18 protein-coding genes are annotated in these 18392 nt (G+C 54.5%); 6 read left to right on the top strand and 12 right to left on the bottom strand.

What is annotated here, in order from left to right:
• Positions 1-23: 23 nt before the first annotated feature.
• The 4 genes from NeNHUV3_RS11575 (at position 24) to NeNHUV3_RS11560 (ending at position 4705) form a co-directional block, all read left to right on the top strand.
• Complete coding sequence (locus NeNHUV3_RS11575; protein ID WP_391481552.1) at positions 24-707, top strand: type 1 glutamine amidotransferase; 684 nt, start codon at positions 24-26, stop codon at positions 705-707.
• Positions 704-2056: a glutamine synthetase family protein gene (locus NeNHUV3_RS11570; RefSeq protein ID WP_391481551.1), complete on the top strand. Its 1353-nt coding sequence runs from the start codon at positions 704-706 to the stop codon at positions 2054-2056. Before NeNHUV3_RS11575 ends, NeNHUV3_RS11570 begins: the two co-directional genes overlap by 4 nt.
• 5 nt (positions 2057-2061) lie before the next feature.
• Positions 2062-3375 (top strand): NAD(P)/FAD-dependent oxidoreductase, encoded by a 1314-nt coding sequence (locus NeNHUV3_RS11565; protein WP_391481550.1) that lies wholly within the window; start codon positions 2062-2064, stop codon positions 3373-3375.
• 136 nt (positions 3376-3511) lie between these two features.
• Positions 3512-4705: a DegT/DnrJ/EryC1/StrS family aminotransferase gene (locus NeNHUV3_RS11560; RefSeq protein WP_391481549.1), complete on the top strand. Its 1194-nt coding sequence runs from the start codon at positions 3512-3514 to the stop codon at positions 4703-4705.
• A gap of 20 nt (positions 4706-4725) precedes the next feature.
• Here the strand turns inward: NeNHUV3_RS11560 and NeNHUV3_RS11555 are convergent, their stop codons facing one another.
• The 4 genes from NeNHUV3_RS11555 to NeNHUV3_RS11540 all read right to left on the bottom strand — a co-directional run bounded on the left by NeNHUV3_RS11555 (position 4726) and on the right by NeNHUV3_RS11540 (position 8900).
• A complete protein-coding gene (locus tag NeNHUV3_RS11555; protein ID WP_391481548.1) occupies positions 4726-5676 on the bottom strand; it encodes a LysR family transcriptional regulator in 951 nt (316 codons plus the stop codon).
• A 3-nt stretch (positions 5677-5679) separates the two neighbouring features.
• Entirely contained in the window at positions 5680-6234 is a 555-nt protein-coding gene (gene phaR, locus NeNHUV3_RS11550; protein WP_391481547.1) for a polyhydroxyalkanoate synthesis repressor PhaR, read from the bottom strand.
• Positions 6235-6446: 212 nt separating this feature from the next.
• Positions 6447-6884: a phasin, PhaP gene (locus NeNHUV3_RS11545; RefSeq protein WP_391481546.1), complete on the bottom strand. Its 438-nt coding sequence runs from the start codon at positions 6882-6884 to the stop codon at positions 6447-6449.
• Positions 6885-7064: 180 nt separating this feature from the next.
• Positions 7065-8900 (bottom strand): PHA/PHB synthase family protein, encoded by a 1836-nt coding sequence (locus NeNHUV3_RS11540; protein ID WP_391481545.1) that lies wholly within the window; start codon positions 8898-8900, stop codon positions 7065-7067.
• Between the two features lie 121 nt (positions 8901-9021).
• Here NeNHUV3_RS11540 and phaZ point away from each other — a divergent pair, with 121 nt between their 5' ends.
• Positions 9022-10293, top strand: a complete 1272-nt coding sequence (gene phaZ / locus NeNHUV3_RS11535) for a polyhydroxyalkanoate depolymerase (RefSeq protein ID WP_391481544.1) — start codon at positions 9022-9024, stop codon at positions 10291-10293.
• Between the two features lie 18 nt (positions 10294-10311).
• Positions 10312-10890: a DUF6151 family protein gene (locus NeNHUV3_RS11530; RefSeq protein ID WP_391481543.1), complete on the top strand. Its 579-nt coding sequence runs from the start codon at positions 10312-10314 to the stop codon at positions 10888-10890.
• Between the two features lie 10 nt (positions 10891-10900).
• On the opposite strand, the gene NeNHUV3_RS11525 is transcribed toward NeNHUV3_RS11530, so the two are convergent.
• The 8 genes from NeNHUV3_RS11525 to msrA all read right to left on the bottom strand — a co-directional run bounded on the left by NeNHUV3_RS11525 (position 10901) and on the right by msrA (position 18351).
• The gene (locus tag NeNHUV3_RS11525; protein ID WP_341246636.1) at positions 10901-11608 is read right to left on the bottom strand and encodes an alpha/beta fold hydrolase; all 708 of its coding nucleotides are present in this window, start codon (positions 11606-11608) and stop codon (positions 10901-10903) included.
• On the bottom strand, positions 11605-12726 hold the full coding sequence (locus NeNHUV3_RS11520; RefSeq protein ID WP_391481542.1) for a cobalamin-independent methionine synthase II family protein: 1122 nt from the start codon (positions 12724-12726) through the stop codon (positions 11605-11607). Before NeNHUV3_RS11520 ends, NeNHUV3_RS11525 begins: the two co-directional genes overlap by 4 nt.
• 82 nt (positions 12727-12808) lie before the next feature.
• Positions 12809-13768, bottom strand: coding sequence for a cupin domain-containing protein (locus NeNHUV3_RS11515; RefSeq protein WP_391481541.1), 960 nt, complete (start codon positions 13766-13768; stop codon positions 12809-12811).
• Positions 13769-13797: 29 nt separating this feature from the next.
• The gene (locus NeNHUV3_RS11510) at positions 13798-14748 is read right to left on the bottom strand and encodes a nuclear transport factor 2 family protein (RefSeq protein WP_391481540.1); all 951 of its coding nucleotides are present in this window, start codon (positions 14746-14748) and stop codon (positions 13798-13800) included.
• Positions 14748-15755, bottom strand: a complete 1008-nt coding sequence (locus NeNHUV3_RS11505; RefSeq protein WP_391481539.1) for a LacI family DNA-binding transcriptional regulator — start codon at positions 15753-15755, stop codon at positions 14748-14750. The genes NeNHUV3_RS11510 and NeNHUV3_RS11505 overlap by 1 nt, the downstream gene beginning before the upstream one ends.
• Positions 15756-15780: 25 nt before the next feature.
• Positions 15781-16527 carry an SDR family NAD(P)-dependent oxidoreductase gene (locus NeNHUV3_RS11500; RefSeq protein ID WP_391481538.1) on the bottom strand — a complete coding sequence of 249 codons (747 nt, stop codon included), beginning with the start codon at positions 16525-16527 and terminating at the stop codon, positions 15781-15783.
• A gap of 190 nt (positions 16528-16717) precedes the next feature.
• Positions 16718-17704, bottom strand: coding sequence for an ester cyclase (locus NeNHUV3_RS11495; protein ID WP_391481537.1), 987 nt, complete (start codon positions 17702-17704; stop codon positions 16718-16720).
• A complete protein-coding gene (gene msrA / locus NeNHUV3_RS11490; RefSeq protein ID WP_391481536.1) occupies positions 17701-18351 on the bottom strand; it encodes a peptide-methionine (S)-S-oxide reductase MsrA in 651 nt (216 codons plus the stop codon). The genes NeNHUV3_RS11495 and msrA overlap by 4 nt, the downstream gene beginning before the upstream one ends.
• Positions 18352-18392: the final 41 nt, after the last annotated feature.

The following is an 18392-nucleotide window of genomic DNA, read 5'->3' as shown; positions in this document are numbered from 1 at the left end:
TCGCAGTCAAAGGACACCACGCGATGCACATCGGTATTTTGCAATGCGGTCACACCCCTGACTTGGTCAACGCAAACCATGGCGACTTTGACGCCCTGTTCACACGTATGTTTAACGGTGAAGGGTTCAGCTTCACGACTTTCAATGTTGTCGATGATGAGTGGCCCGAAGATCATCTAACTGCGGACGGTTGGCTGGTTACAGGGTCCAAACATGGCGCCTATGAAAATCATGCTTTTATCCCTCCGCTCGAAGACTTCATCCGCGCAGTAGATCAAAGCGATCGCCCCATGGTGGGCATCTGCTTTGGGCATCAGATCATCGCGCAGGCGTTAGGCGGTACAGTTGAGAAATTTGCAGGCGGTTGGGCCGTTGGCCGCCACACGTATGATTTTGAAGGCACGGCTCTGTCGTTCAACGCGTGGCACCAAGATCAAATTGTCAAGCGTCCTGAAACGGCCAAAGTTGTGGCCACGTCTTCTTTTTGTGAGAACGCCGCGCTCCGCTATGGGGACCGAATTTTGACAACACAGGCGCACCCTGAAATCACCAACGCTGTGCTGCATGATTATCTGGCCGCCCGCGGCACAGATCCGCAGTATCCGACGGCTTTGATTGAGCAGGCCAAAGCACATGTGGAGACCCCAAATGATGAATGGGTCGTCGCACGGATGCTGGCGCATTTTTTGAAAGACAACGCACCATGACATGGACTGCAAACCTTCCCACACCATTCCACGACTACTTGGACGAGAACCGTCTTGATGAAGTCGAATGCATCATCGGTGACTTGTCCGGCATCGCGCGCGGCAAAGCCGTTCCCGCCAAGAAATTCGCAAAACAATCCCAGTTCTTTTTGCCCAATTCGATCTTCTTTCAGACCATCGCCGGTGGTTGGGGCGAGGCCGCAGGCCCCGAAGGCTGGATCGAGCCGGACATGACCCTTGTGCCCGACATGAGCACAGCCACGGCCGCGCCGTGGACTGGTGATTGGACCCTGCAAGTCATCCACGATGCGGTTACCCGCGAGGGCGAACCTGTGCCAATGGCACCGCGTAACGTATTGAAACGGGTTGTTGCGGCCTATCACGCACGCGGCTTGAACCCTGTTGTTGCTCCCGAGATGGAATTCTATCTGGTCGGTCGCAACACCAATCCCGCCAACCCGATTGAACCGATGATGGGCCGCAGCGGCAGACCAGCCGCCGCACGCCAAGCCTATTCAATGTCAGCGGTCGATGAATATGGCCCGGTGATTGACGACATTTACGATTTCGCCGAAGCGCAAGGATTTGAGATTGACGGCATCACCCAAGAGGGCGGCGCAGGGCAGCTAGAGATCAACTTGCGCCACGGCGATCCGGTCAAGCTTGCTGATGAAGTGTTCTACTTCAAACGCCTGATCCGCGAAGCGGCTCTGAAGCACGACTGCTTCGCAACTTTCATGGCCAAACCAATCGAGGGCGAGCCCGGTAGTGCGATGCACATCCACCACTCGGTCCTTGATCAAGACGGCAACAACATCTTCTCTGCCGCAGATGGTAGTGAGACCGACGCTTTCTACCACTTCATCGCAGGGCTTCAAAACCACGTGCCTTCAACCATCGCCGTGCTAGCGCCCTACGTGAACAGCTATCGGCGGTACGTCAAAGATCTGGCAGCGCCGATCAATCTGGAATGGGCCCGTGATAACCGTACAACGGGCATCCGTGTGCCCATCAGCGACGCAGCTGCACGGCGGGTTGAAAACAGGTTGGCGGGCATGGATTGTAACCCCTACCTTGCGATAGCCGCCTCCTTGGCGTGTGGGTTGATGGGCCTTGAAGAAGCGCGCGCGCCACGCCCTGAATACCGCGGTGATGCCTATGACGCGGATGAAGACATCCCCCGTGGCCTGTTCGCAGCACTTGAACTTTTTGATAGTGCAGAGCGGCTCAAAAACATTCTACATCCTGAATTTGCACGGGTGTACTCCATCGTAAAGCGTACGGAATACGAAGAGTTTTTGCAGCAGATCAGTCCTTGGGAGCGTGAGCATCTTTTGCTCAATGTATGACCTGAATGAACTGGCTTTTTGCAAACGAAGCACAGGGCGTGATGCCCGAAAGCTGGTACGCAGCAACTGCTGATGCCCCTGCCCCGCACCCTGTTTTGCGCGGAGATCATCGGGCTGATCTGTGTATCATTGGCGCAGGCTACACGGGTCTGTCTGCTGCACTTCACGCAGCCAAAGCAGGCATGTCAGTCATCGTTCTGGACGCCCACCGTGTGGGATGGGGCGCATCGGGGCGCAATGGCGGACAAGTTGGAACGGGCTTGAATTGGGACGTTAGCGTGCTCGACAAAGCATTTGGCAAACAACGCGCCGATGCACTTTGGGCCATGACCGAGGACGCCAAGAAACTCACCCGCTCACTGCTTGCCGAACACGCGCCTGACGCTGACTACACCGCAGGCCTGCTACAAGCGGCCGTTACCGCGCAAAAAGCCGATGAGCTGGCTCAAGAAGCCGAGTTAATGCGCGCACGCTTTGGATATGACACCACCATGTGCGACGCAGCACAGGTTGAGGCCCATAGCGGAACAAAAGCCTACGCAGGCGCAGTCCTTGATATGGATGCGGGCTATTGCCACCCGCTTCGCTACGCCTTTGGGCTTGCGCGGGCCTGCGACGCAGCTGGCGTGCAGATTTTTGAACGGTCCACTGTTCATAAAATTGATGTCAGTACAGGTCACAATTCCGCCCGATCACCCCACACCGTGCGCACAGATGCTGGCACGGTTTCGGCAAAGTTCATCTTGCAAGCCACAAATGGCTACGGCGCGCACCTAAACCGCAAAACCGCCGCCCGCGTATTGCCCATCAACAATTATATCGCGGCAACCGAGCCTCTTGGCGTGCGCGCACCGATCACAAAACCAATGGCCGTATATGACAGCAAGTTCGTCCTGAATTACTTTTGGCAATCCCGTGACGGACGGCTTATTTTCGGGGGCGGAGAAAGCTACGGCAAACGCTTCGGCGAGATTGAGCCACGCGTCAGAAAGCAGCTATCTGAAATTTATCCAGAACTGTCTGACGTCAAATTCAGTCACACGTGGGGCGGCACCCTCGCCGTTACCGCAACACGTTTACCATTTGTGGGCCAAGTCGCGGCCGGGCATTACAGCGCGGGCGGCTACTCAGGCCACGGGCTTGTGCTTGCCACTTTTGCGGGCCGAGCGTGTGTAAACGCGATGCGCGGCGATACCGGTGAGTTTGACATGCTGCAAAGCCTTCCGTCGCCCGCGCTTCCGGGCGGCGCTTTTATTGGCGGAATAATTACCAACGCCGCAATGCGGTGGATGGCGCTCAAAGACAGGCTCTTTCACTAAGCGCACAGCCCCGTCTTCTGACACAGGTCCAAGACAACAACACGCCCCGGTCCAATTGCCGCGGCGCTCAATATTTATGGACCGGTAGCTTTTAGTATTTTATAATTATCGAAATTAGTTTTCGGAAAGTATAAAAATGCTAGATCAAGCTCAGCCCACCAAAGCGCCCTCTGACCTTCACACAGCCGAACCCATCCCCGCCGCTGTGCGCGATGAAATCGAGCGGCTTCTTAGCTCAGGCGATCTGTTCCGCTATACGTCCCAGAACGCACCTGTCACTCTGCTCGAACGAGAGTTTGCCGCACAGCTTGGCAGTACATACGCGCTGGCGGTGTCATCATGTTCAGCAGCATTATTTCTATCCCTTAAGGCGCTAGACCTGCCGCGTGATGCGCGGGTTCTTATTCCTGCTTTCACGTTCGCTGCGGTGCCGTCATCTGTGGTCCACGCGGAATGTGTTCCAGTCCTTTGTGAAGTGGGCGAAAATTACCGGATCGATCTGAACGATTTTGCGGGCAAACTTGAACAAGATATCAGCGCCGTCATCATCAGCCATATGCGTGGCCATACCTCTGAGATGGACGCCATTATGCGTCTTTGTGATGCGCGCGATATCCCAGTTATTGAGGATGCGGCACATTCCTTGGGTACGACATGGCACGGCAAAAACATTGGTACGTTAGGACGGATCGGGTGCTTTTCGTTTCAATCCTACAAGCTCCTCAATGCCGGTGAGGGCGGCATTTTGATTACTGATGATGCGGACTTGGTTGCGCGCGCCACCATCATGTCCGGTGCCTATGAGCACGCTTGGGAGAAACACGATATCGCCGCTGAAGCTGTGGAAAAGTGGCAAAACAAACTGCCGCTTTATAATTTGCGGCTGTCCAACATGTCTGCAGCTATCGTGCGCGCGCAGCTGCCGGAAATTGCGCGGCGTGTTGCGGACGGGCGGCGCAACAATGACCGGCTAGCCGCACAGCTTAATCGTCACCCCAATGTGACGGTGCCCGAAAAACTTGACCCCGAAAACCGCGCCCCTGACAGCATCCAATTCAATCTGACCGATATGACTGATGCTGCGGTCACCGACTTTGTGCGCCGCGCGGACGCACAAGGCATCAAAGTGCAGGTCTTTGGCATGTCAGCAGACAACGCGCGCGCATTTTGGAACTGGCAGTTTTTGAACGATACCCCAGAGCTACCCAAGACCCGCGCAATGCTGATGCGCGCCTGTGATGTTAGGTTGCCCGCACGCCTGACACCGCAAGAGTGCGACATGATCGGAGAAATATTACTAAACTCATTGCCTAGCGGCGAGTTGAATTAGCCACGCAACAGTGACGCGCGCTACAAAATGGTCAGCGCATCCTTAAGCCACGGGTGCCGCTGTGATGCCGGTTTAACGATCATCTCATCAAGATGGCCTTTGAGGCGCGCAGCCGTTTGTTCAGGCATATCACGCAAAATACCGCGTCGCGCCGTCAGGCTGATTGTCCGGCTTAGCGCGCCAAAGGGCAGCGGGGCCACATCAACCTGTTCACGGAACCGGTCTGCACGCAGCCAGCCAAGGGGGGTGAAAATGGTCCAACCCTGCCCTGCAGCCACCATCGCCATGATCGCGTGATAGCTATCGAGTTCAAACTGATGTGCAAGGTTTAGCCGCTGCCGCGCCAAATGAGCCGTGATCGAGCGGCCCATATGATGGCGCTGCGTGTACTGAATAAGCGGCATTTTCTTAAGCGCGTCCGCGTCTGTGGGTTGGCCTTTGGGCACGGCGACGATGAAGTCTTCTCTCATCAACGGGTGCACATCCATCCACTCGCCGGATGCACCAACATCTGCAGCCACGACAATATCCAGCGCGCGGGCGTCCAGCAAATCAAACAGCCGGTGCGAGGCCCCCGTTTCCAGCAAGAACTGACACCCTTTCAGATCATTGGCCATGCCAGATAGAAGGCGCGGCGTCACATCTGCGTCAAAATCCTCAATCATCCCAAGGCGAAAGCTGGTCAGCGCCTGCCCATCAAGAGCCAGTTCACTGCGTGCTTGGGTTGCCTCGTTAACAATGTTTTGTGCGCGGAGCCGGAACGTCTCACCAGCAGGGGTTGGCAGCACGGGGCGATGCGAGCGGTTCAACAGCGTGACTCCGATGGCGCCTTCAAGATTGGTCAACTGCTGACTAACCGTGGCCGGAGATGTGCCAAGCCTGCGTGCAGCCGCACTGATGCTTGCCTCCTCGACAGTAGCCAAAAATACTTCGATGCCCCAGAGGGTGAAACGGTCTTGAGATGCGCGCATGGACTAGGACAATTTGGAAAGTTTATCTTGCAGCTCTGCCAGTTGCTTTTTGATATCGCTTAGGTCTTCACCCTTTGGCGCGGGGCCTTCGTCTTTCGCAGCAGGCGGTGCCGCAAACCCTGTCATGCCGCTGGTCATTGCCTTCATGAAGGCTTCTTGTTGGGCTTGCATCGCCTCAAATCCGGGCATTTTGGCCATTGGATTGATTGTGCTCATGCTATCAACCACCTTTGATTGCCCGTCACGAAGCATATCAAACGACATCTGCAAAAACTGCGGAACGACACTGGCGGTCTGGGTCGTATAGCTACGCACCAAATCATTGAGCACACCGACAGGTAAAACGCTTTCACCGCGGCTTTCGTGATCTGCGATAATCTGCAGCAAATACTGGCGGGTCAAATCATCGCCTGATTTCAAATCGACAATCTGAACTTCGCGGCCTTCACGGATGAAGCTCGCGATATCTTCGAGGGTCACGTAATCGCTGGTCTCGGTATTATAGAGCCTGCGGCTTGCGTAGCGCTTAATTAGCAATGTCGATTTTTCTTCAGCCACGCGACGATCCTCCCAAGATGATGCACTGGGAATTAGCCTATGCGCGTGCAGCAAAAAAGGAAAGAGACTTGTGATCGTTCAAAGCTGTGGCGCAGCACAGACTGCACAGGGAACGTACCGCAAAGAAAAAGCGGGCGCCAAAACTGGCACCCGCTCTTTTGTATCCGCGTCAGTAATTGGGAGGAATGACGCGGATAAGCCTAAGGGGCTATTTACTTCGATGTGGCTTTTTTCGTGGCCGCAGTGGCATCAGCAGTCGCTTTTTTAACTGCTGCTGTTGTCTCGTCGGACATGTCTTTGCCAGCGGCCAAAACCAACTCAACTGTTTCCATCTGAACTTTTTTCGCAACTTCCGCGAAAGCTGCCATGTATTCAGCAGAGGCTTCTGCAGACGCAGAGGCGAAATCTGTCATCGCTTTTGCGTAATCAGCAGGCTCGGCTTGTGCTTTGGTAACGCCAGAAAGCTTAGTCAGCGTTTCTTTGGTCCATTTTGCAGAAATCTCGGAAGATTGGTCTGCTGCACTCAATGCAACTGCAGAAAGTTTTTCAGACAATGAGGCCTGCGTTTTGAACGCGTCTGTCATTGCGAATGTATCCACAGGGAATGCGCCCATCATGTCTTTCATTGCGGCTGTGAAATCTTGTGCCATTGGTCATACCTCTTAAATTCGCCAGCAAGACAACCCTGCTGTTTTCTGCGTCTGCAATATTGATACATGCTGCATCGCAGCAAATCAAGCTTTTTCTGCAATGCAGCATTGGGCAAAAAAGAGGTTAACAATCAAGGAACTAGCGAAACGCAGCCCCAAGGCAGGCTTCAGATGCGTAAATTATTTTGGCAGCACATATGTCCCCGGCGCGTCACAAATCACTTTGTGAGTCGCCTCGCCAGGCATACGCGCCTTGCACTTCTTGCCGGAACGGATTGCCAACCAATCGCCCCACGTCGGCCACCACGAAGATTTCGGCGTGAACTCGGCCGCCTCTTGCCACGCTTCCGCGGTGCCTGACATGTCCGGATTAAGGTAGTGCCCATATTTGTTGCGGCTCACCGGATTGATGATGCCCGCGATATGTCCTGACTGGGACAGAATGAACGTTTTGTCCGTGCTGCCCATCTTCTGAATACCGGCATAGCTGGATTTCCACGCAGCAATATGATCAGTCTCACAAGCAATGGCGCAGACGGGCACTGTCACATCGCTGATGTGAAGGGTTTCGCCCAAAAGCTCAAACCCAGTTGAGGCAAACTCATCGCGCTGGCACAGGCCACGTAAATACTGGATCGCCATCTTGCCCGGAAGGTTGGTGCTGTCGCCGTTCCAATAAAGTAGATCGAACGCAGGCGGGGCCTCGCCCAGCATATAACTGCGGATCGCCGGACGATAAATCAGATCGTTCGAACGCAGATAGCTGAACGTGCGGGACATGTAATAGCTGTCCAAAATGCCGTCTTTGCTGCACTGGTATTCAATACCGTCAACAAAATCATCGTTAAGGAAAACACCCACCTCACCGCGATCAGAAAAATCCGTGAGGGTCGTGAAAAAGCTGGCCGCGTTCACCGACGTATCGCCGCGCTTTTTCAGCAAGGACAAAGTCAGCGACAGCGTGGTCCCCGCGATACAGTAGCCGACAGCGTTGACCGATTTGACATCACAAATTTGCTTAACCTGCTCGATGGCTGTCAAATACCCGCTCTCGACATACTCCTCCATCCCAACGTCCGCATAACTGTCATCTGGGTTTACCCATGAGACAACGAACAGCGTAAACCCTTGATCGACGATCCATTTGATCAGGCTGTTTTGCTCTTTCAGGTCGAGAATATAGAACTTGTTGATCCAAGGCGGGAAGATGATCAGCGGCGTCTCATGAACCTTGTCTGTGGTCGGCGTGTATTGGATCAGTTCAAACATGCGGTTACGGAAAACCACCTTACCTTGGGATGTTCCGAGATTTTCACCAACCGTGAACGCATTTTTGTCCGCAAGCGTAACCAGAAGATCACCGTCGTTTGCCTCAATATCGCGCACCAAATTTTCGAGGCCTTGCACAAGCGAGGCACCATCGGTTTCAACCGCGCGCTCAAGCGCATCTGGATTGGTTTGCAAAAAGTTTGTGGGCGCCATCATATCCACAATTTGCTGAGTGAAATATGATACGCGTTTGCGATCTTCGGGGGCCAACCCATCAAGCGCGTCAACCGCATCAGACATCGCTTGTGCGTTCATCATGTATTGCTGCTTGATAAAGTTAAAATACGGATGGCTCTGCCACAGCGGGTTTGAAAACCGGCCATCAGAAGGGGTCTCGTCTGCTGGTGCTTCAAGCTTACCTGCTGCCAGCGTATTCTGTGCCTCAACGAAATGAGCCATTGATTTGCCCCAAAAGGCAATCTGCTGTTCAAACAGTTTTGATGGATCACGGACCGCCTCGCTCCAAAAACTGGCAGCGGCCTTCAACATCAAGTCTTGGCCCGGCCCCTCAAGCGAGGGATTTACCTGCCGCTTTTGCTGCATTGCAGCAGTGAGCCGTTTGGACAATTCTTCGACTTTCGATAGGTTTTGCGCAAGTTTTGCTGAGTGCTCACCAACCAAAAGGTCATTTGGTCGATCGATTGTTTCAGAAGGACCCCCACTGATAGAAGATTCTTTGGTTGTCATATCGATCTAAGCCCCATACCGTGCAGTCGCAGCATAACACATGCTTTGTTCCCAAAGCAGCCCCACTATGTGTTACCATACATCAACGTAGCGCATGCGTGAACCGATGCAGGAGACGAACATGAAATATATGGCAATGTATGACTGGATGGAGACGGTTCGAAACACCAACCAGTGGCTTGGTGCATCCGCGCGCGCCCTCACGTCCTACCCAGCAACGGCTGCAATGCCCAACCCGATGCTGGACTGGGTCCGTGCATGGGGCGAAGTCACCGAACGCAGTTTTTCGCGCATGACCGTCAAACCTGACTGGGACATCGCGCATTTCACCAATGCAAAAGGCCAAGACCGTCTGGTTGAGCCGCGTGTCGTCATGGCACGCGATTTTGGTGATCTGCTGCACTTTCATATTCCGGGTCGCAAAAAGAAACGCCACAAAGTGCTACTCGCCGCGCCAATGTCCGGCCACTATGCAACATTGCTGCGATCAACTGTTTTGAGCCTGCTGCCAGATTGCGAGGTCTACATCACAGATTGGCACAACGCCCGCGACATTCCCGTCAGCGCGGGTAAGTTCGATGTAGAAGACTACACGCTCTATCTGGCGGACTTTATGCGCGAACTTGGGCCAGAAACACACGTGGTTGCAGTGTGTCAGCCCGTACCGCTTGCGCTGGCGGCAACGGCTTATCTTGCAGAAGAAAACCCAGACGCACAGCCAGCCAGCCTGACTTTGATTGGCGGGCCTGTGGATCCTGATGCCAACCCAACTGATGTGACGGACTTTGGCCACTCGGTCTCAATGGGCCAGCTGCATGAAACAATGATCCAGCGCGTCGGTTTCAAATACAAAGGTGTTGGGCGCAAAGTATACCCCGGTTTGCTGCAGCTTTCGTCGTTCATCTCGATGAACCTTGAAAAACACGCGACAGCATTTGGTGATCAAATCGCCCGCGTTGCCCGCGATGAGGCCGGTGATCACGACAAGCATAACGTATTTTATGACGAATACCTTGCCGTCATGGACATGACCGCCGAATTCTACCTTTCTACGGTTGAACGCATTTTCAAAGAACGCGAAATTGCACGTAACTGTTTCACGGTAAACGGCAAGAAAGTAGACATCAGCAAGATCACCGATGTTGCCGTCAAAATCGTGGAAGGCGAGAACGACGACATTTCAGGGCCTGGGCAATGTCTTGCTGCTCTCGATTTATTGACTGGCCTGCCCGATGCGAAAAAGGCTAGTCATTTGGAGCCAGGCGCAGGTCACTATGGCATTTTTGCAGGCCGCAAATGGCGCGAGAATATCCGTCCGTTGGTCATCGATTTTATGGCCAGCAACGCACGAACAACGAGTACTGACGCTGCAAATTCAAACACTGCAGCTTAACTTTAAACGGGGTCATTCATGGCTACTGATGTAACGCTCAGCTGCAGCTGCGGCGCGCTTTCGGCAAAACTGTTAAATGTGGGACCGCAACACGGCTTTCATGCCTCCTGTGATTGCGATGATTGCCACGCCACCAACAATCACCACGGCGTACATGACCCCAAAAATACGGCGATTGATCTTTATCAAACCAGCCCCTCAAACCTGAAAATCCTATCGGGTGGTGAGAACCTGAGTGTTTTGAGGCTTCATAAATCCGGCGGGCTGCTACGCTGGTATGCGAAATGCTGCGACACACCGATGTATAACACCATGGCCAGCCCGAAGCTGCCCGTGGTGGGCGTTGTTGCCAGCAACGTCGACAGCCCCGAAGCGCTTGGTCCTGTGCGCGCACAAGGTTTTGTCAAGAAGGGCGGAAAAACCACGCATAAGAATATGGTCGGAATGCTGAGCCGCATGATTGGCCGCATGGCCCGTGAGCGTATCTCGGGAAGGTGGCGTGACACGCCCTTTTTCGACGCATCCACGATGGAACCGGTTGTTACACCCTATACTCTTACCGCAGACGAACGCACCGCTGCGTATCAACCAAGGTAACGCGGGCGGCTTAAGCTGCCGTAGGCATGTTCATCCAGTCATAGAGCAGGTCAATGACCTCATCAGGCGTCTCAAGCGTGGGCAAGTGGCCCGCGTTTTCCAGCACGTGAAGCCGCGCGTTTACGATCAGCTCGGCCATAAACGTGTGGCGTCGCACAGGGCACAGCGCATCATGTTCACCGCAAATGACCATGGTCGGCACATGTACACGGCGCAGGGTGCCTTGCTGGTCGCGGCGGCGCTGTAGCGCACGAGACTGACGGATGAATACATCAGGCCCAAGGGTCCGCGCCATTTCCATCACCAGATCAAGCACATCTTGGCGTGCAGGACCCGGCGCCAGATAATTGGGCTTCATTTCGTCGCGCATCACCTCAAGCAAACGACCCGTTTTCGCCGCCACGATCTGCGGCTCGCGCATTGCAGCAACTTGGGGAGTTTCAGCAAGCGGGTTCGTATCCAGCAAGCAAAGCCGCGTGATCCGTTCAGGCGCGCGGCGCATCAACTCCATCGCAACGATGCCCCCCATCGACAAGCCAGCCAATGCAAACCGGCGCGGCAGCAGATCAAGAAGCGCACCTGCGATATCCTCGACCCGCTCACCTTGTGTGATGGGTGCGACCATCACAGCATGTGTTGACGACATCGCCGCCAACTGCGGCCCAAACAGCCGCGCATCACACATCATACCGGGTAAAAATACAATTGGTTCGCTCATGCGCTTTCCAACTTGGCTCCTTCACTAAGTGAACCAAGTTTTGCATACGCAATGTCCGGATCAACGGCACCAAAGCCCGCAAACGTGCCAAAGCCGCAGTCACTACCAGCGATCACACGGTCTGCACCGACGATATTGGTAAACTTGGCAATGCGTTCAGCAACCAGCTGGGGGTGCTCAACAAAGTTCGTCGTTGTGTCAACAACACCTGGTACCAAGATTTTGCTGTCAGGAATTTCAGAGACGCGATCACGGAACACTGTCCATTCGTGGGCGTGACGCGGATTTGATGTTTCAAAGAGCAACTGATCAGCGCCGACCGACATCAGCGTGCTGAAGACCGTGTCCATATCAATGTCGCACACGTGCGGTCCCTCGTAGTTGCCCCAACAAATATGAACGCGGACACGTGACGGGTCGATCCCTTCAAGGGCGTGGTTCAGCGCCTCAACGTGGCCCGCTGCGATTTTCAAAAACTCCGCATCGGTCAGGTCTTGGAAAAGCATGTGGCGCGACAAGGCCAGATCAGGACAATCAAGCTGCAGGTACAGGCCCGCATCAACAATCGCGCGGTACTCAGCGCGCATTACATCCGCGAGCGCCGCCAAATAAGCCTCGCGCGTGGGGTAGTAGTCGTTTTGCAAAAAGAGGCTGATCACACCGGGGGACGCGGCATTCATAAAGCCCTCAGACGCGCCATGCTTTTGCATCGCGGCTTTCAGGTTTGCGATGTCTTTAGCCAGATCATCAACAGGTTTGGCCTTCACCTCGCCCACACACATGGGGCGGTTATATGTAGGGGTGCCGCCACCTTGGGCTTGGCGCTCAAGAAACTTGGGGAACAGCTTCAAATCAGCGGGCGCGTTGCGGGGGCTGTCACCGTCAAAGCCTGTGTAACGGTCTTTGACATAGGTCGCATAACTGATCTTGGATGTCTCACCATCACTGACGATATCAACGCCCGCGGCCACTTGGCGCGCCACCACATCATCGACTGCCTTTGTCATGCAGCTGTCAAATGCGGCTTGATCGTATGGCTGTTCTTTTTCACGGGCAAAAATGAAATCCACCACTTCTTGAACCCGCGGAAGTGAGCCTACGTGCGTTGTTTTAACCATCTGATATCCCCAAAATTATTCAACGCCACACTAGGCATTTTGGCCCTGCCCTCAACCCGATAGTCGGGCAAGGCCAATCATTTTACTGGACCCAAGTAAGGCCGGCAGCGTCATCCGTAGCACTCACACGGTAAAGCGCTGCCTCGCCTGTCATCGCAGGTGTGATGGTACGTGCTTTGTTAGGAGGAATAGCAAAAGTGTCCCCCGGGGCCAGAACCGTTTCAAAGCCTTCGACATTCACTTTCCAATGGCCAGTCATGCCCATAAGCACCTCATGCTTTTCTGTAGTGTATCCCGCCTCGGGCAGGGAGCCACGGCCAATCATGTCCACATCAAAGCCGGGCTTATCAATGAGCATCCCGTGCTCACCGATAACACGCGCGGGCTGTTTGTCCGCTAATGCAAGCATGTCGTAATACCGCGCCACATATCCCGGCACGACTTCGGATGTGGTGGGTTCAGGAAACGCAGCCAATTCCGCGTCACTCAGCACGGGCATCGGAACAACCCCATCAGGTAAGGTTTCCCCTTTTTTGGTGTCATAAAGACGTCCGTTGTCGCCCAGAAGCAAACCGTGCGCACCGGCATCTTCAATGACTTGCGGCGCCCAAATTACGCCGCCGCCTGCATCATCACCGCCCAAAATAGCCATGATCATGCCGTAGTCATCACCGATGTTTTCGAACCCGCGGAAAATACCTGTTGGAATATTGAAGATATCGCCCGCTTCCAAAGTGACTTCACCTGCATCACCCCAACGACCCCAGAAAAAGCGCCACTTGCCTTTAAGAACAAAGAAAACCTCTGCAGTGCGGTGGCTGTGCAGAGAGTTGCGGCACTTAGGAGGCTGTCCGGCAGCACCGATGTTAAAGCCGATCTGATCGGAAATATGGACGTGCTGGTCGGCGCTTTCAGACACGCCGCCCCCAATGATTGTGAAGTTCTCTTTTTGATCAGAACCCGGCGTATGTGCATCAATAAATGCGGTCCGGCAGGGTTTAAGTTCGCCGTAGCGAACGATGCGATCTGACAAATCAGTCATGTTGGTCTTCCCGTAGTATGGTGGCTGGCTCAGCCTTGGTGTTTCAAAATTTGCGCCCAGATGGCGACTTCATCAATCAGCGTCCACTCGCGGCGCAGGCCCCAAGGCCCGTATTCCACGTGCGTGATGCCCATCACGTGGACCGGCGCACCGGTGGGTTTTCCGAACATGCCCCATCCGTCGTGTTTGCCGTCCAGTGACCAGCGCACCGCGGCACGTGGCGGCATCATCGGGTCTTCGCGACCGATAACGTGGTTCAGCTTGAATTCTGCAGAAGGGAACGCAGAGCGCAGTCCAAGCCAGAATGCATCAGCAAACTCGTGGCTGTGACCTTTCTTGTTGCCCGCGTATTCAAGCTGTGCGCCGCGGTCATATTCACGACTGATTACGCTGAATTCTGCGCGCATCATCCGCTCGATAAGATTGGCGGTCTTAGCGCCCCATTCATTGTCGTTGCCGCGTCCAAGGTAGGGACCGTCTTCGTCAATCGCAGGGGTGAACGGCGTCATCTCGTTCAAACGCTCGGCTGCAAATTCCCGTGGCTCATAGCCAAGTTGGCGTACAATGCCGCCATTATCGCGGATCAGCCATTCGTCAGAGATCATGTTGTCTTGGGCAAAACAGTCTGCCAGCGCGAGGCTAACCACCTTACGGCCCGTGGGCGCGCCAAACGCACCATCCCCAAGATGCGTCGCCGTTGAGCGGATCCGGTGAGACGACAACATCCCCTCTTCCGGCGTGCCGGACCAAATTACGTCTTCCCCGAGCAAAGTCCGATCAGGAAACTGAACCAGCGTCGCCATCGTCGCCGCCGTCGCACCCTTTTCACCGCGCGCAAAAACACCGGGCATCCGGACATAGACATCAGGGTGGTAATAGCGCTCCATCGCTTCGCCAAGGCCGCGATCTTCCCAAACCTCTTTGGTAATGCCGATAATATAATCAGGGAAATCTTTGAATTTATTGTCGAAGCCGCGCATCAGTTTTCCTTTGGTACTTTGGCTGAAGTTCTGACCACGAGGGGTCCATCTATTGTAATTTGATCTGCAGAGGCATCCGCGTCCTCAATCATCGCTAAAAGAGTGTCGACGGTTGCATGAACCATACGGTTTACCGGCTGACGAAGGGTCGTCAGCTCATACGCGCCCCACGCCGCCATGGAGACATCATCATATCCTACGATCGAAACATCATTTGGCACAGATATCTTCATTGCACCGCGCAAATGATCCATCACTGCGAACGCCATGTGATCATTACCCACAAAAATTGCGTCGCAACCGTGCTCGCTCACCAGAGTTTCTGCCGCCTCAGCCGCAGTATCACGGCGGTACATCCCATCAATCTGATGCACCAGTTCTGATCCCGCAGCTTGTAGCCCACTTGCAAAGCCCTGCGCGCGGTCTTGGCCCGTGATCGAGCCCATCCAACCCGAAATATGACCGATCCGCCGATGCCCGCCTTTAACGAGAAACGACGCAATCTTGGCCGCACCTTGAAGGTTGTCGCTGGTGACCTGGGCCAATGCGCCGCCCCGTTGACCCCGGTTAAAAAGGACCAGTGGGATGCCAGCAGCGGCGCATTTATTGGTCAGCTCATCACTGATGCCCACGCTTGCGGCGATAATGCCGTCTACCTGATAATCCATTAACTGATCAAAAGTCTGTTTAACCTCGTCGCCGCGGCCTTTGGTTGTAAATATCAGGATGTGGTAACCTTGCTCTTTGAGCACATTACTCAGCCGCTCAAGCGCATCTGGATAAAACTGATTATCAAGGTAAGCCACGACCAACCCGATGATCTTTGAGCGCCCCGTAATTAACCCGCGCGCCAACCTATTGGGCCGGTACCCAAGGGCATCAGCCGCGCTGCGTACTTTGTCTTGGGTGGCCTTGCTGGCGCTAGCACCACTGAAAACGCGGCTGACTGCAGACTGGCTTACACCCGCCCGCTGCGCCACATCAAACGAAGTGACCTTACCCTTCATTGGGCACCATTTTGGCGCGCACACCTCATCCCGCAGTCCAGCCGCCGTCCACTAAAATAGACGTTCCCGTGACCATCGCACTGGCGTCCGTGGCCAAAAATACCACGGCCCCCATGATATCTTCGATCTCAGCCACACGGGGCAGTTTGATCTTTTCTTCGATCCACGCGCGCTTTGCTGGATCTTCAAAAGTGGCTTCGGTCAACGGTGTGCGAATAAACGTCGGACAAATGGTGTTCACGCGAATGTTGCGCGGGCCCCATTCGATGGCCATCGCCTTGGTCATGCCCTCAACGGCGTGTTTTGTGCCGCAATATACAGCACGTTCCATCCCGCCGACGTGGCCCATCTGGCTGCTGATCTGGATGATCGAGCCACCGTTCTGCATGCCTTTGGCCGCTTCTTGTGCAAGAAAATACGCCGCTTTGAAATTAATCGCTGACACTGCATCAAAATCTTCAGGACGCGCATCAATCGCCGGACCGTGGCGCGCCATACCGGCGGAGTTACACACAACATCAACAGGTGTTTTCAGCACATCACGCACCGCTTCAAGGTCCGTCACATCAAGCTGAACTGCCTCAACAGAAAGGCCCTGAGCGGCCATTTCATCCGTGGCGGCCTGCAACTCGGACATGCCACGCGCAGCCATCACCACATGCGCGCCTGCTTGCGCCAAAGCGGCAGCACAGCCCAAACCGATACCACGCGATGCGCCAGTAACCAGTGCACGTTTGCCATCAAGACGGAACGACGGGGTGTTGGGGATCATGGCTCAGACTCACTCTTGCATAGGTTTGCAAGATTACCCTACGCCCAAGATTTACACCTGACAATCCCCTTAGGGTGATCGCCTTAAATGTCGAGACATGTGATGAGATTTCTCAGCCGATACGCGGATATGGCGGTGCCGTTCGTTTAACATCGCCACTTTCACCGTGATACTTTTGAAGCGCGTGCCCTTACCGGGTTAATTCACGCATCCGCGCCAGAACATCAACGCCAAGCTGTGCGTAAGCATCCAGCAAATCAACAAGCACCCAGTTTTCACGGATAAGACCGCCTTTCACCCGCCAGAAATCAAGACTGCGCATGGTGATGCGCTTGCCCGATGGTGCAATTCCAAGCCATCCACCGCCATCGAGCGTCATATTCATGCCGGGCCATGCAGTGAAAGCAACATAGTCGCCTTGCGCAAAATAATGCCCCTTCTCAACCTCACCTTTACGGTCAGGCATAGCATTCAAAAACGGGATTTGATGGTGCTTGCGAAAACCTTCGATCCCGCGCGCGGTCCCAATGCCCGCAGGCCCGTACCAACTACAGCGCGGATCCCAAAACGCAGGAAGCCGCATCGCCTCTTCGCCGTCGTTGTTAAAGCTGAGATGGTGCAACATATCGCCCACCACCGCAGATGCCGCAGTACCATCCCCTTCAATGCGCAGACCGTCACAGGTTGACGGTCCAAAAACCGTCATTTCGCGGCCCAAGCTGGGCGACATCGGCCATGCACCGGCCTGCATCATCAATTCGGGAATATCCCAAAGCGCCTGCATTTCAACGATCTGATCGCCTTCAACACGAAAGAACTCATGAAACCGCATTGTTGCAAGGCGCGCCGTGGGCGGGATGTCCAAGAAGGGTGCCGCAAATTTACCCGCGTAATGCCCGCAGTGCCCGATCCATGTTTGACCATGGGTATCGACGCCCTGCATTTTGATGAACGGACGGCGTTCAAGATCGGGAAACGCAGTGTAGAGCGCGCTCAATGGCCCACCACTTGAGGGACCGTCATCAACTGCCCTGTCAGCTGCGGCAAAATCAGCAACGGACATTGTCTCAAACGGATGGGCAAGGTGGACTGTGGCGTCTGGTGCGAATGTCGCATTTACTTCAGCCCGAGCTGCATCGAAAGAGCACCCCTCCAGAACGTCAAAAACGTTAATCATGCATCAAGTCCTGCAGGGCAGCTGACGCCGGTTCCGCCGATCCCGCAATACCCAGTAGGGTTTTTCGTCAGATATTGCTGGTGATAATCTTCCGCGAAATAAAACGTCGGTGCCTCAAGAATTTCAGTGGTAACCGTTGGAAAACCCGCCGCATCCAAGCGCTCTTGATAGGCAGATTTGCTTTGTAATGCCGCAACCATTTGCGCCTCAGTGCTGCAATAAATGCCCGAACGGTACTGCGTGCCAAGGTCATTACCCTGCCGCATACCTTGGGTGGGATCATGCCCCTCCCAAAAAGCCACAAGCAACTCTTCGAACGAAATAACCGCCGGATCATAAACCACCCGCACCACTTCGTTGTGCCCCGTCTTGCCAGTGCAGACCTCATCATATGTGGCGTTCGGTGTATGACCCGCAGCGTAGCCAACCATGGTTAACCACACGCCTTCAAGTTGCCAAAAAATCCGCTCAACGCCCCAAAAACAGCCCATTCCAAACTGCACCACTTCCATGCCTGTCGGCACGTCCATCGTCAGATCGCGGCCCGACACAAAATGCGTCGCAGCCGTTGCAATCGGATCAGCACGCCCCGCAAGCGCGTTTTGCGCGCTTACCATCTGCATCTTTTTTCTTTGAAATAACATCATCGCAAAAACTCCATTCCGCAGCTTCTTTGGTCAGTGATATA

This window comes from Nereida sp. NH-UV-3 (genome assembly GCF_042939535.1).
In the GTDB taxonomy this organism is placed as follows: domain Bacteria; phylum Pseudomonadota; class Alphaproteobacteria; order Rhodobacterales; family Rhodobacteraceae; genus Nereida; species Nereida ignava.
Note: the sequence above shows the minus strand (reverse complement) of the source record. Positions and strands in the feature narration are given on the sequence as shown.